Source organism: Neisseria sicca (genome assembly GCF_014054945.1).
Classification (GTDB): domain Bacteria; phylum Pseudomonadota; class Gammaproteobacteria; order Burkholderiales; family Neisseriaceae; genus Neisseria; species Neisseria sicca.
In genome coordinates this window covers 2641770-2655822 of record NZ_CP059566.1, presented here as the reverse complement: position 1 = coordinate 2655822, position 14053 = coordinate 2641770, and the positions used below count along the sequence as shown (strand labels likewise).

Annotated in this window: 15 protein-coding genes; 7 read left to right on the top strand and 8 right to left on the bottom strand. The window is 53.1% G+C overall.

All coding sequences use genetic code 11. The features are described 5' to 3' along the window. The first annotated feature begins 54 nt into the window (after window positions 1–54). Window positions 55–2325, top strand: coding sequence for a Tex family protein (locus H3L95_RS12585; protein WP_003757180.1), 2271 nt, complete (start codon window positions 55–57; stop codon window positions 2323–2325). A gap of 335 nt (window positions 2326–2660) precedes the next feature. Here the strand turns inward: H3L95_RS12585 and H3L95_RS12580 are convergent, their stop codons facing one another. Continuing rightward, window positions 2661–2960 (bottom strand): membrane protein, encoded by a 300-nt coding sequence (locus H3L95_RS12580; protein WP_003757183.1) that lies wholly within the window; start codon window positions 2958–2960, stop codon window positions 2661–2663. Between the two features lie 159 nt (window positions 2961–3119). Here H3L95_RS12580 and H3L95_RS12575 point away from each other — a divergent pair, with 159 nt between their 5' ends. Then, window positions 3120–3461 (top strand): hypothetical protein, encoded by a 342-nt coding sequence (locus H3L95_RS12575; protein WP_009312778.1) that lies wholly within the window; start codon window positions 3120–3122, stop codon window positions 3459–3461. Window positions 3462–3537: 76 nt separating this feature from the next. Here the strand turns inward: H3L95_RS12575 and prmA are convergent, their stop codons facing one another. The 4 genes from prmA to accB all read right to left on the bottom strand — a co-directional run bounded on the left by prmA (window position 3538) and on the right by accB (window position 6843). Beyond that, on the bottom strand, window positions 3538–4425 hold the full coding sequence (gene prmA / locus H3L95_RS12570; RefSeq protein ID WP_003757185.1) for a 50S ribosomal protein L11 methyltransferase: 888 nt from the start codon (window positions 4423–4425) through the stop codon (window positions 3538–3540). Between the two features lie 297 nt (window positions 4426–4722). After that, entirely contained in the window at window positions 4723–6084 is a 1362-nt protein-coding gene (gene accC / locus H3L95_RS12565; RefSeq protein WP_003757186.1) for an acetyl-CoA carboxylase biotin carboxylase subunit, read from the bottom strand. Between the two features lie 35 nt (window positions 6085–6119). Further along, window positions 6120–6311: a YqaE/Pmp3 family membrane protein gene (locus tag H3L95_RS12560; RefSeq protein ID WP_003757187.1), complete on the bottom strand. Its 192-nt coding sequence runs from the start codon at window positions 6309–6311 to the stop codon at window positions 6120–6122. 70 nt (window positions 6312–6381) lie between these two features. Beyond that, window positions 6382–6843, bottom strand: a complete 462-nt coding sequence (accB, locus tag H3L95_RS12555) for an acetyl-CoA carboxylase biotin carboxyl carrier protein (protein WP_003757188.1) — start codon at window positions 6841–6843, stop codon at window positions 6382–6384. Window positions 6844–7218: 375 nt separating this feature from the next. Here accB and queA point away from each other — a divergent pair, with 375 nt between their 5' ends. Further along, window positions 7219–8250, top strand: a complete 1032-nt coding sequence (queA, locus tag H3L95_RS12550; RefSeq protein WP_003757191.1) for a tRNA preQ1(34) S-adenosylmethionine ribosyltransferase-isomerase QueA — start codon at window positions 7219–7221, stop codon at window positions 8248–8250. Window positions 8251–8378: 128 nt separating this feature from the next. On the opposite strand, the gene H3L95_RS12545 is transcribed toward queA, so the two are convergent. After that, complete coding sequence (locus H3L95_RS12545) at window positions 8379–8999, bottom strand: nuclease-related domain-containing protein (RefSeq protein ID WP_003757192.1); 621 nt, start codon at window positions 8997–8999, stop codon at window positions 8379–8381. Between the two features lie 797 nt (window positions 9000–9796). Between H3L95_RS12545 and H3L95_RS12540 the strand changes: the two genes are divergently transcribed. Both H3L95_RS12540 and xth read left to right on the top strand, forming a co-directional pair. Continuing rightward, window positions 9797–10078: an ArsR/SmtB family transcription factor gene (locus tag H3L95_RS12540; protein ID WP_003757194.1), complete on the top strand. Its 282-nt coding sequence runs from the start codon at window positions 9797–9799 to the stop codon at window positions 10076–10078. Between the two features lie 188 nt (window positions 10079–10266). Next, window positions 10267–11037: an exodeoxyribonuclease III gene (gene xth / locus H3L95_RS12535; RefSeq protein ID WP_003757196.1), complete on the top strand. Its 771-nt coding sequence runs from the start codon at window positions 10267–10269 to the stop codon at window positions 11035–11037. A gap of 198 nt (window positions 11038–11235) precedes the next feature. On the opposite strand, the gene aat is transcribed toward xth, so the two are convergent. Then, on the bottom strand, window positions 11236–11961 hold the full coding sequence (gene aat / locus H3L95_RS12530; protein WP_003757197.1) for a leucyl/phenylalanyl-tRNA--protein transferase: 726 nt from the start codon (window positions 11959–11961) through the stop codon (window positions 11236–11238). Between the two features lie 192 nt (window positions 11962–12153). Beyond that, a complete protein-coding gene (fur, locus tag H3L95_RS12525; protein ID WP_003766333.1) occupies window positions 12154–12651 on the bottom strand; it encodes a ferric iron uptake transcriptional regulator in 498 nt (165 codons plus the stop codon). A gap of 158 nt (window positions 12652–12809) precedes the next feature. On the opposite strand from fur, the gene H3L95_RS12520 reads away from it, so the two are divergent. Both H3L95_RS12520 and dapB read left to right on the top strand, forming a co-directional pair. Continuing rightward, window positions 12810–13193, top strand: coding sequence for an outer membrane protein assembly factor BamE (locus H3L95_RS12520; protein WP_003757199.1), 384 nt, complete (start codon window positions 12810–12812; stop codon window positions 13191–13193). A gap of 16 nt (window positions 13194–13209) precedes the next feature. After that, a complete protein-coding gene (gene dapB, locus H3L95_RS12515) occupies window positions 13210–14019 on the top strand; it encodes a 4-hydroxy-tetrahydrodipicolinate reductase (RefSeq protein ID WP_003757201.1) in 810 nt (269 codons plus the stop codon). Window positions 14020–14053 lie beyond the last annotated feature (34 nt).

The window sequence follows — 14053 nt, the reverse complement described above, 5'->3', positions numbered from 1 at the left end:
CTCAATATATCATATTTGCCTTTCAGGCTGCCTGCACCCATCCAAAGGACCCCCATGAACATCACCCAAATCCTCTCCCAAGAACTCTCCGCTACCGCCGCGCAAATCACCGCTGCCGTCGAGCTTTTAGACGACGGCGCGACCGTGCCCTTTATCGCCCGTTACCGCAAGGAAGCCACGGGCGGGCTGGACGATACGCAGCTGCGCCAGCTTGCCGAGCGGCTGCAATACCTGCGCGAGTTGGAAGAGCGCAAAGCCGTTGTTTTAAAAAGCATTGAAGAGCAAGGCAAGCTTTCAGACGACCTCAGGGCGCAAATCGAAGCCGCCGACAACAAAACCGCGCTGGAAGACCTGTATCTGCCCTACAAGCCCAAACGCCGTACCAAAGCGCAAATCGCGCGCGAACACGGGTTGCAGCCGCTGGCGGACGTGTTGCTTGCCGAGCAGCCGCAGGACGTGGAAGCCGCCGCGCGGGGCTACCTGAACGAAAACGTCCCCGACACCAAAGCCGCGCTGGACGGCGCGCGCGCGATTCTGATGGAGCAGTTTGCCGAAGACGCGGAACTCATCGGCACGCTGCGCGACAAGCTGTGGAACGAAGCCGAAATCCACGCGCAAGTCGTTGAAGGTAAAGAAACCGAAGGCGAAAAATTCAGCGATTATTTCGACCACCGCGAACCCGTCCGCGCCATGCCCAGCCACCGCGCGCTGGCGGTTTTGCGCGGCCGCAACGAAGGCGTGTTGAACATCGCGCTCAAATACCAGCCCGACGACACGCCGATGACGCAGCAAAGCGAATACGAGCAAATCATCGCCCGCCGTTTCAAGGTTTCAGACAACCACAAATGGCTGCGCGACACCGTGCGCCTGACTTGGCGCGCGAAAATCTTTCTGTCGCTGGAACTCGAAGCCTTAGGTCGTCTGAAAGAAGCCGCCGACACCGACGCGATTACCGTGTTCGCCCGCAATCTCAAAGACTTGCTGCTCGCCGCGCCCGCCGGACGGCTGACCACGCTGGGCCTCGACCCCGGCTACCGCAACGGCGTGAAATGCGCCGTGGTGGACGACACGGGCAAGCTGCTGGATACCGTCATCGTCTATTTACACCAAGAAAACAATATGTTGGCAACACTGTCGCGCCTGATTAAACAACACGGCGTGAAGCTCATCGCCATCGGCAACGGCACCGCCAGCCGCGAAACCGACAAAATCGCGGGCGAACTGGTGCGCGGAATGCCGGAAATGGGGCTGCACAAAATCGTCGTTTCCGAAGCCGGCGCGTCGATTTATTCCGCGTCCGAACTGGCGGCGCGCGAGTTCCCCGACTTGGATGTTTCCTTGCGCGGCGCGGTGTCCATCGCCCGCAGGCTGCAAGACCCGCTTGCCGAGTTGGTCAAAATCGACCCCAAATCCATCGGCGTGGGGCAGTATCAGCACGACGTGAACCAAAGCCAGCTCGCCAAATCGCTGGACGCGGTGGTCGAAGACTGCGTGAACGCCGTCGGCGTGGACGTGAACACCGCCTCCGCCCCGCTCTTGGCGCGGATTTCCGGTTTGAATCAAACCCTTGCCCAAAACATCGTCGCCTACCGCGATGAAAACGGCGCGTTCGACAGCCGCAAAAAATTGCTGAAAGTACCGCGTTTGGGCGAAAAAACCTTCGAGCAGGCGGCAGGCTTTTTGCGGATTAACGGCGGCAAAGAGCCGCTGGACGCGAGCGCCGTCCACCCCGAAGCCTATCCCGTCGTCGCTAAAATGCTGGCGCAACAAGGCATTACCGCCGCCGAACTCATCGGCAACCGCGAGCGTGTGAAGCAAATCAAAGCGTCCGACTTCATCGACGAACGCTTCGGTCTGCCGACCATTTTGGATATCCTGTCCGAGTTGGAAAAACCCGGCCGCGATCCACGCGGCGAGTTTCAGACGGCCTCCTTCGCCGAAGGCATCCACGAAATCAGCGACTTGCAAGTCGGCATGATACTCGAAGGCGTAGTCTCCAACGTCGCCAACTTTGGCGCGTTCGTGGACATCGGCGTCCATCAGGACGGCTTGGTGCACATCTCCGCCCTGTCCAATCGTTTCGTCCAAGACCCGCGCGAAGTCGTGAAAGCCGGCGACGTAGTGAAAGTGAAAGTGCTGGAAGTCGATGCCGCCAGAAAACGGATTGCGCTAACCATGCGGCTGGATGACGAAGCCGGCGCAACCAAAGGCAACAGGTCGTCTGAAACCCGACATCAGGAACGCCGCAACCGCAAACCCCAACGCAACGACCGCACCCCGACCAATTCGGCAATGGCGGATGCGTTTGCGAAGTTGAAGCGGTAAGGCGGGTATTATAGTGGATTAAATTTAAATCAGGACAAGGCGACGAAGCCGCAGACAGTACAGATAGTACGGAACCGATTCACTTGGTGCTTCAGCACCTTAGAGAATCGTTCTCTTTGAGCTAAGGCGAGGCAACGCCGTACCGGTTTAAAGTTAATCCACTATAAAAAGAGCTGCAAAATGATTTGCGGCTCTTTTTTTAAATCGAATCCACTATATTTGATGAACATGCCCAAAGTTCAAACCCTTCTGCCAAAGAGAAACGCCAATTCAGACGACCTGAAAATGCAAAAACCGCCCCAAGCAGGCGGTTCATATCGTTATTTTTTAGACCATCAATAAATATTGAGCGGTAGGCTGCGATCACCCAGAATGATAGGATCGGCAGCCACAATGCCATCATTGACAATGACTGATGTAGTCTTGACGGAGCCGGTGACGGCATTGAGGTGTCCCCATATATAGACCAGCCCTATCGGGGAAGGTTGGATTCTGGTCGGTTTGCCCATCAATGCAATCACTTCTTTTTCACTCATACCCTGCCTGATTTGCCGAGCATTGGTCCAGCTGAAATTATTACCAAAACAGCCTGCCAATGTGACGGAAACAAGGGCAGCCAAAAACAACTTCTTCATTTATTATTCCTTTTATCATACAACAGTGTCGATTATGACATTATGCTTTAATGGCAATGCTATTGCAACCAGCCGTCATAGCCGATGGCTTGCCGATATAAACAGGCGTATAGTTTGAGATATTGCAAACTCATCATCACCATCCAAGGAGTCCAAACCATGAAACCTGTTTTGTTTGCCGCGCTGATTTCCTGTTTTTCCGTTGCTGCCTATGCGGCCTGTACCGACAGCCAGCAGCAGTGTGTGATTTATAAAAACGGTAATGTCGCGGCTGAAGGCGGCTGTTCGGTCAACAAGTGTCAGAATGCCGATGCGCAGGTGTTGAAATGGAAGCTGAAAAACGGTAAAGGCGTAACCGTCGAAATTGGGAAAAACGGCAAGGTTTTGGTGAACAAAAAGCCGGGAGCGAAGGCGAGCAACAGCAACGCGGCGGGCATGGGCTTGACGTGTTATGCCGCCGATGCGGACAAGCGTGAACAGTTCTGTTCGACCAATTATTAATACAGGATTGGCATGAAAAAGGTCGTCTGAAACCTGAATCGGTTTTCAGACGACCTTTTGTTTGAGCGTATCGCTATCAGCGTTTGACGCCGCTGAGCCTTGCCCAGCCTTCGTCGATTTCGGCGGGTTCGATGTCGAACCATTGGCGGTAAATGCCGCTGAGTTCTTCGACTTGTTCGTCCAGCAGACCGGACAACACGATGCGTCCGCCTTGTTTGGTGCGGGCGGCGAGCATTTCGCCGAGCATGCGCAGGGGGTTGGCGAGGATGTTGGCAACGACGATGTCGAATTGTCCTTGCGGTAAACCGTCGGGCAGGTAGAACTGTGCGTCGACGTTGTTTTGTGCGGCGTTGTCTTTGCTGGCGCGGATGGCTTGTTCGTCAATATCGACACCGACAGCAGAACCTGCGCCGAGCTTGAGGGCGGCGATGGTCAGGATGCCTGAGCCGCAGCCGTAGTCGAGGACGCTTTCGCCGCCTTTGAGTTGTGTGTCCAGCCACTTGAGGCAGAGGCGGGTGGTCGGATGGCTGCCGGTACCGAAGGCAAGGCCGGGGTCGAGCTGGAGGTTGACGGCGTTGCTGTTGGGCGCTTCGTGCCAAGAGGGGGTAATCCACAGGCGTTCGGAAATTTGGATGGGGTCGAACTGCGCTTGGGTTAGGCGCACCCAGTCTTGGTCGGCAAGGATTTCGCTGGTGTATGCCAAGTCTTTCAACCCGCATGCTTGGCTGGCGGCTTGAATCATGGCTGCGGCATCGTCGTTTTCGCCGAACAAGGCGATGACTTTGCTTTGCTGCCAGATTTGTTCGGTCGGCATGCCGGGTTCGCCGAAGATGGCTTGTTCGTTTTCTGTGCCTGCATAGGCGTCTTCGATGGCGGCGGAGAGTGCGCCGTGTTCCATCAGGGCGTCGGCGAGGCGTTCGGCGACGGCGTCGTTGACGTTGATGGTGATTTGTTGATAGGACATGGTGGGCTTTCTCGGTGGTGTCGTCTGAAATTAGGAAATGGTGGTCAAATACGTAATTTTGGTTGTTTGCGGTATGTTTCGGCTATTGGCGTAACAGTGTGATTGAATCGTTTTTTTTGCCTGAACACGTTTTTTCTTGCGTGAAATGGCGGCTGACAGGCTTACTCAGTCATAATTCTAGGCTTGCAGGCAATCGCGGTTGTATGCCCGAAATCAGAATTCAATTTGTCTGAAAAAAGGTCGTCTGAAAGCCATGTGGTTTTTCAGACGACCTTCGACTATCCAAGCGGGACGGTTTTATTTGTCCTGTTTGGCTTTGCGTTCTTCCAGCCAGTGTTCCAAATAGTGGATGCTGACGCCGCCTTTTTCAAAACCGGGGTCGCTGAACAAATCGCGGTGCAGCGGTGTATTGGTTTTGATGCCGGTTACGGCAAGCTCGGCGAGGGCGACACGCATTTTTGCCATTGCCTGCTCGCGGGTTTTGCCGATGACGCAGACTTTGCCGATCAGGCTGTCGTAGTAAGGCGGGATGCGGTAGCCTTGGTAAATGTGGCTGTCCACGCGGATGCCGAAGCCGCCGGGCAGGTGGCAGCTTTCAATCAGACCGGGGCTGGGGATAAAGTTGTACGGGTCTTCCGCATTGATGCGGCACTCGAAAGCATGGCCTTCGATGTGGATGTCTTTTTGCTTGTATTGCAAAGGCAGGCCGCCGGCAATGCGGATTTGTTCCTGTACGATGTCCACGCCGGTAATCAGCTCGGTAACGGGGTGTTCGACTTGGACGCGGGTGTTCATTTCAATAAAGAAAAACTCGCCGTTTTCATACAGGAATTCAAACGTACCTGCGCCACGGTAGCCGATGCGCTTGCAGGCGTCGGTACAGGCTTTGCCGATTTTTTCGCGGGCTTTTTCGTCGATGAAGGGCGCGGGGGCTTCTTCGATGACTTTTTGGTGGCGGCGCTGCATGGAGCAATCGCGCTCGGCAAGGTAGATGGCGTTGCCGTGTTCGTCGGCGAGCACTTGGATTTCGACGTGGCGCGGGCGTTGCAGGTAGCGTTCCATATAGACCATCGGATTGCCGAACGCCGCGCCTGCTTCGGCTTTGGTCATTTCGACGGATTTGATCAGGTCTTCTTTTTTCTCGACCACGCGCATACCGCGTCCGCCGCCGCCGCCCGATGCTTTGATAATCACGGGATAACCGACTTTGTCGGCGGTTTTGAGGATTTCGGCGGGATCGTCGGACAGGGCGCCGTCCGAACCGGGAACGCAAGGTACGCCCGCTTCAATCATTGCGTGTTTGGCGGAAACTTTGTCGCCCATCAGGCGGATGGTTTCGGCTTTGGGGCCGATGAAGATGAAGCCGGACTGTTCGACCTGTTCGGCAAAATTGGCGTTTTCGGCAAGGAAGCCGTAGCCCGGGTGGATGGCATCCGCGCCGGTAACTTCTGCGGCGGCGATGATGGCAGGGATATTAAGATAGCTTTGTGCGGAAGCGGCAGGGCCGATGCACACGGATTCGTCGGCAAGTTTGACGTGCAGACTGTCTTTGTCGGCTTCGGAATGCACGGCGACGGTGGCGATGCCCATTTCACGGCAGGCACGCAGGACGCGCAGCGCGATTTCGCCTCGGTTGGCGATTAATACTTTTTTCAACATGATGACCTTTCCTGTGGTTTCAGACGACCTGCTTGTTACCTTTTGCTCAACGCATTGCGGATTTTTTCATCGGTCTTGTATTGGCTTAACGCGTACACCGCCCACATGGCGGCAGGAATCCAGCCGATTAAGGTGAATTGGAGAATCAGACAGATGATGCCCGCAATCGGACGGCCGATGGTGAAGAATACGGCGAAAGGCAGGAAGATGGCTAACAACAGGCGCATGGTGGAAATCCTGAGTTGGAAAGCATTTCAGACGACCTCCCCGCAATCCGGAAGGTCGTCTGAAAACGGATTATTCGATGATGAAGAGCGGCTCGCCAAACTCCACAGGCGTACCGTTTTCCACCAGAATCTCTTTAACCGTACCGGATTTCTCGGCTTCGATTTCGTTCATCAACTTCATCGCTTCGATGATACACAATGTATCGCCGGCTTTGACTTGCTGACCAACTTCGACGAAAGCGGCGGCATTCGGGCCGGGCGCGCGGTAGAACGTACCGACCATAGGCGATTTTTGCGCGTTGGACAGGTCGCGGGCGGCTGGGGCTGCGGGAGCAGGGGCTGCTGCTGCGGCAGGCGCGGCGGCTGGTGCAGGGGCAGGCACCGCTACTTGGGCGGGCGCTGCATAAACGGGAGCCGGAGCGGCGGTGGCGCGGGTGATGCGGACTTTTTCCTCGCCTTCGGTAACTTCGATTTCGGCGATACCTGATTCTTCTACTAAATCAATCAGTTTTTTTAACTTGCGCAAATCCATTTTCGTTCCTTTACGATACGGCCCAAATGTCGTGAAGCGGCCGTGTTTGTTGCGTGATATTTCAGAAAACAACCGGCCTGCGGCAACGGCGCAAGCCGGACGGTATTGGGTTGCATAAAGGGCATTCGCAGGAGCAGAAACCCCGTAAATGAATTTGACTATTTTCCCGAACTTGCCGACAAATGTCTAGCAAAATCTCGAAAAAAGGCGGTTTTTGAACAAAACGGGCAGATTCGGAGATTTCGCCCGAATGCGTATTTTTTCAACGAGTGTTTATTCTAATTTGTTGGTTTATGAAGGGAAAAGGTCGTCTGAAAAAAGCCAAAGTGCGTATAATGACCGCCTGACAAAATTTGTAAGCATCAAAATAAGATTATGGACATTTCCGATTTCGATTTCACCCTGCCCGACCAATTAATTGCCCAGCACCCGCCCGAAGTGCGCGGCAGCAGCCGTCTTTTGGTCGCGCTGCCCGATATGCCGCTGCAAGACCGCGTGTTCGGCGATTTGCCTGATTATATTGAGGCGGGCGACGTTTTGGTGTTCAACAACACCAAAGTCATGAAAGCGCGGCTGTTCGGAGAAAAAGAGAGCGGCGGCAAAATCGAGGCCTTAATAGAGCGCGTTTTGGACAATCACACCGCGCTGGCGCACATCCGCTCGTCCAAATCACCCAAGCCCGGCACGAAGCTGATTTTTGAAGGCGATATTTGTGCCGTCATGGTTGAGCGTGCGGACGAACTGTTCTGCCTGCGCTTTGAAGGCGAACAAACCGTTTACGAACTTTTGGAGCAAAACGGCCATTTGCCGCTGCCGCCCTATATCGAACGCGCTGCCGGCGCGGATGACGACACACGCTATCAAACCGTCTATGCCAAACATCAGGGCGCGGTCGCTGCGCCGACGGCAGGTTTGCATTTTACAGACGAGCTTTTAGGTCGTCTGAAAGCCAAAGGCGTGGAAACGGCGGAAGTCACCCTGCACGTCGGCGCGGGAACGTTCCAGCCCGTGCGCGTGGACAAAATCGAAGAACACAAAATGCACAGCGAATGGTTTGACGTACCGCCCGAAACCGTCGCCGCCATCGAAGCCGCCCATGCGCGCGGAAACAAAGTTTGGGCAGTCGGCACCACTTCCATGCGCGCCCTTGAATCTGCCGCGCGCGAGACAGGTCGTCTGAAAGCGGGACAGGGCGACACCGATATTTTCATCACGCCGGGCTACCGCTTCCGCGTCATCGACCGCCTGATTACCAATTTCCACCTGCCCAAATCCACGCTTCTGATGCTCGTCAGCGCGTTTTCGGGCATGGAACACATCCGCGCGGTGTACCGCCATGCGGTCGAACATGAATACCGTTTTTTCAGCTACGGGGACGCGATGGTTTTGGGGCGCTCGGAACCTTAAAAACATCTGAAGAAAAACGTCGTCTGAAAACGATTCAGACGACGTTTTGTTCTTTTAGGGGGAAGGTTGATGAAGTAGGTAATCTGCAATACATAAAAACTGATTATGCCCAATCCGCCCCACCCTGTTCATACATGCGATTCAAACCTCTGCCGGTTGAAAACCAAATCAAATTCATAGCCTTCCAGCACTTCCCTGATTTGCTTGACTTCTTCGGGCATCAGCACGACTTCTGTATATTGTGAAATATATTCGGCAAAATCAGAGTCTTCCGTAACATTGTCAGGCATCATGGTTTGAAATTGGCAATTACCCGGAAAAACCACCACCGAAGAAAACGCCCGCGTCGGCAGGTGGAGCTTCTCGGACAAAATCCGAATGTATTGCTGGTTTTTCAACAAAGGGTTGGGGAACAGCGTCTTGCTTTTGTGAAACTTATGCGTCCACATCCCATTGCCGTCGTCGCCCCAAATCCTGCCCTGATAATTCGGCGTGGCAACCACGAAAATCCCGAAACAGGACACATAAACATAATCAATCTGTTCATGCTGCCCGTCCCGATAAATATCCAAGCCGCGAAACTCATGATAGACAGATTCGTCCAAGCTGCAATCCGCACGGACATTGACGGCGAAACGGTTGATAAATTGTTTGACAGGCGTATTTTTAGACAGGCAGGTTGCCAGCACAAATGCCGCTGCACAGCCCGTCAGCACAAGACCGCCTGAAGACAGAAAGTCGGTATCCATAAATGATATTTTCCCGCAAATACTGCCGCTCCTGCATGAACAGCACTCCCCATACCCCATACAGACGGCAAAAATGTTATTTTTTATAATGTATTAGCTTATTTATAATGCTAATGTAATTTTTTATGATTATAACGCAATTTATATTATTTACAATAAAAAATACCATTTGTATAAAATTTACACCGCTTATCATTTTTTGAATCAGTCATTCTTCAGACTGACATTGCCTGACCGTTTCCATCCCTTCACTTTCCAAATCCAAAAAATCTCCTGATTATTCAATCTCAAGCATTCATCATAAATTAATCTAAAACCGACGCGCAAATCTTCAAAAACCCAATCCCGCTACAAAAATAATCTGTGACATCAATCCGCCACACCTCTTTAAGTGTCGGCAAAATATCACACTCCCCGACAGCCCTTCCCTGCCTCTGTTTTCAGACGACCCCAATAATATTTCGAACCTCCCGACACAGTTCCCAAATACGACACCGCTGATAACGCTTTGTATAGAAATAGTTTCTTTAGTTTTTATAAACACAAAAATAAAATGAGAACCTTTACTCACATTCCAAAAACATATTTACCCGATTCGTTTACTGTCTCAAAAGCCGGCGAAACAACAATTATTTACGATAAATTTTAACGTACATACTCCTTTTTCACGCTGCTTGCTTTATACTTACTCGATATAAACGGTTGAATTTACGGATAAACGCAAAAAGAATCAAACTCATTTTGCCCTACCGTTTCAGCCCCTAAAAACCAATCTTATTGATAAAGAAAGCCTCACTATGGAAACCAAACGTCTCTCTTCCCTTCTCAAACTCATCGCCAACCCCGACCGCATGACCATTTTGTTCATGCTGATGGACAGCGAACGCAGCATCGCCGAATTATCCGAAACGCTCGGACAACCTGCAACCGCCGTTTCCAACCATCTCGCGCGCCTGCGCTCCGAAGGTCTGATCGATTTCACCCGCTACCACCGCATCATCGAATACCGGCTGGTATCCGAAGAAGCCGCCGCCATCCTCGATACGCTGCGCAATTTGGAAAACCGTAAAGCCGCCTAAAGGCTGTTGAGCCTTGTTTTCTCAAACGGATTTTTGTTTCAAAACCGGCAGCCGCCCAAATCCCCTGATGATACAATAGCGTCCCGTTTACCCAACAAAGCGGTTTTCATGAACCGCTTTTGTTTTGTCCTTATTTTGCCCGAAAAGCCCGAAACGCTTTTCAGACGACCCTCACACACGGAATCCGCATGAAAATTACCACTTGGAACGTCAATTCCCTCAACGTGCGCCTGCCGCAGGTGCAAAACTGGCTTGCCGACCATCAGCCCGATGTCCTTGTTTTGCAAGAACTCAAGCTAGACCAAGACAAATTTCCCGCCGCCGCCCTGCAAATGATGGGCTGGCACAGCGTTTGGAGCGGGCAAAAAACCTACAACGGCGTCGCCATCATCAGCCGCAGCGAACCGCAAGACGTACACGTCGGCCTGCCTACCCTGCCCGACGACCCGCAACGCCGCGTCATCGCCGCAACCGTCAACGGCGTGCGCGTCATCAATGTCTATTGCGTCAACGGCGAAGCCCTCGACAGCCCGAAATTCCTATATAAAGAACAATGGTTTGCCGCTTTGACCGAATTTGTCCGCGACGAAATGACCCGCTACGAAAAACTGGTCTTGCTCGGCGACTTCAATATCGCGCCTGCTGATGCCGACTGCTACGATCCTGAAAAATGGCATGAAAAAATCCACTGCTCATCCATCGAGAGACAGTGGTTCAAAAATCTGCTGGATTTAGGCTTGACCGACAGCCTGCGCCAAATCCACCCCGAAGGCGCGTTTTACACTTGGTTTGACTATCGCGGCGCGATGTTCCAACGCAAACTTGGGCTGCGCATCGACCACCAGCTCATCAGCCCCGCCTTGTCTGCCGTGTTGAAAGACGTTTATGTCGATTTGGACGCGCGCGCGCAAGAACGCCCCAGCGACCATGCGCCGGTCGTGGCTGAATTTGATTTGTAAGGCGTAATCTTTAAAAAAGGTCGTCTGAAAACCTCATTTTTAGGTTTTCAGACGACCTTTTGCTATTCGCTTCTGGCTCGAAGCCGACTCTATAGTGGATTAACTTTAAATCAGGACAAGGCGACGAAGCTGCAGACCAGATAGTACGGCAAGGCAACGCCGTACTGGTTTAAAGTTAATCCACTATATATCTTGCCGCTATTCCAACGTTCCACCCACTACCCGCGCACCCAACGCTTCCTTCAAAGGCAAAGCGTTCAAGCGTTGCAAGGTCGTCTGAAATTCGGCGAACGGTATCGGTTCCGAACCGAAACGATGCATATGCAGGGTATCTTGCTGACAGTCAATCAACTCGATGCCCAACCCGGCAAGAAACGGGACGGCGCGCGCGAAGGCGATTTTGGAAGCATCCGGCTCAAGGGCGAACATGGATTCTCCGTAAAACACCCGTCCGATTTGTACGCCGTAAAAGCCGCCCGCCAGTTTCAGACGACCTGTTTCATTGGGATAGAAACATTCAAACGAATGCGCGTGCCCCAAGCGGTGCAGCTCGGTATAAGCGGCTTGGAATTCGGGAACAATCCATGTGCCGTCCTGACCAGGGCGCGGAAAGGCGGCGCAATGCGCAATGACGGTTTCGAAACATTGGTTGACCGTTACCCGATAGGGTTTGTTGCGCAAGGTTTTCGCCAACGAACGCCCGATATGCAGATTTTCAGGCACGATGACGGCGCGCGGATCTATGGTATGCCAAAAAAACCAGCCGTCTTCGCTGAACCACGGGAAAATCCCCTGCCGATACGCCGACAGCAGCCGTCCCGTATCCAAATCGCGGCTGATACCGACCACGCCGTCGCATTCTTCCAGCGCGTAAAACGGGTCGGGGAAAGTGTAATCATTAGGGTAAAGCAAGGGGATACTCATTAAAAATCCTAAGGTATAGTGGATTCACTTTAAACCGGTACGGCATTGCCTCGCCTTGTCCTGATTTCAATTTAATCCACTATATTATTCTGATTTGCAGCGGCATGATGTTCATGTTCCGCAAAAAATTTCAGACGACCCCAAATTCTCATCCAAGGTCGTCTGAACATCAAACATCTTTTAAAACGGGAATCAGCGTTTGCTCTTCGCTTGGCATTCGCCGCACACGCCGTACATATAAAGCGCATGGTCAACGATGCGGTAGCCGTTTTCTTCCGCGATTTTGTCTTGCAAGGCTTCGATTTCAGGATTGTGGAATTCCGTTACCTCGCCGCATTTCACGCAGACGATATGGTCGTGGTGGTCGCCTTTGTCCAATTCGTAAACCGCCTTGCCGGTTTCAAAATGGTGGCGCTGCAAAATGCCTGCCTGCTCGAACTGGGTCAACACGCGGTAAATCGTCGCTACGCCGATTTCCACACCCTCTTCCAGCAAAATACGGTACACATCTTCAGCACTCAAATGCTCTTCAGCATGCGACTCGAACAAATCCAAGATTTTCAAACGCGGACCGGTAACCTTCAAACCGCTGTCTTTCAATTGCGCAATATTGCTGAATTTTTCCATAATATTCAATATCCCTGTGAAGTAATAGACGTTATAATACGCAATTTCAGCCCGCTTGCCCACTATTACGCCATAGCGGTTTGCAATAAAACCACAAGTTTTGTTTGCATACAAACGATAGCCGGCTGAAATTATAATCAAAGAGATGATTATCGTTTGCTTTTTCAAAAAATTCAAGCAATGATACCCTTCCACCTGAATTCGAACAGAAAGGCATATCCGTGAACAAACCCCTCTGTCTTGCCCTCGCCGCCCTCATCGGACTTTCCGCATGCAGCGCCGAACGCGTTTCCCTGTTCCCCTCTTACAAACTCAAAGTCATCCAAGGCAACGAACTTGATCCCCGCGCCGTCGTCTCCCTCCAAGCAGGCATGAGCCGCGACCAAGTCCAACTCCTGCTCGGCACCCCGCTGCTGCGCGACGCATTCCATGCCGACCGCTGGGACTACACCTTCAATACCAGCCGCAACGGCATCATCAAAGACCGCAGCAACCTCACCGTTTATTTTGAAAACGACGTCCTTGTCCGCGCAGAAGGCGATGCCATCCAAAAATCCATCGAAACCCTCCAAGCCGAACAAAAAGCAGCCCAAACTGCACAATAATCATTAAGGAAACCGCATGAGCGCATTGAAAATCGCCATCGCCGGCGTCAACGGCCGCATGGGGCGCGTACTGGTTGAAGCCGTCAACAATCATCCCGACACCGTCCTCTCCGGCGCACTCGAACATTCAGGCTCCGAAGTCTTAGGCTTGGACGCAGGTTTCGCCTCCGGCATCAAAACCGGCATCGCCATTTCAGACGACGTTGATGCCGTCCTCGCCCAAAGCGACGTACTCATCGACTTCACCCGTCCCGAGCCGACCCTCAAACATCTGCAAAAATGCGTTGAAAAAGGCGTCAACATCATCATCGGCACCACCGGTTTCGACGACGCAGGCAAAGCCGCCATCCAAGCCGCAGGCGAAAAAACAGGTATCGTCTTCGCCGCCAACTTCAGCGTCGGCGTCAACCTCACCTTCCACATCCTCGACATCGTCGCCCGCGTCCTCAACGAAGGCTACGACATCGAAATCATCGAAGGCCACCACCGCCACAAAGTCGACGCCCCCAGCGGCACCGCCCTGCGCATGGGCGAAGTCATCGCCGACGCGCTCGGCCGCGACCTCAAACAATGCGCCGTTTACGGCCGCGAAGGCCACACCGGCCCGCGCGATCCGTCCACCATCGGCTTCGCCACCGTCCGCGCAGGCGACATCGTCGGCGACCACACTGCCCTCTTCGCCACCGACGGCGAACGCGTCGAAATCACCCACAAAGCCAGCAGCCGCATGACCTTCGCCGCCGGCGCCGTCCGCGCCGCAATTTGGGTCAACGGCAAAACGGGGTTGTACGATATGCAGGACGTTTTGGGATTGAAAAACCGCTAAAACCGTTTTCATCCGCATGACACAAAAAGGTCGT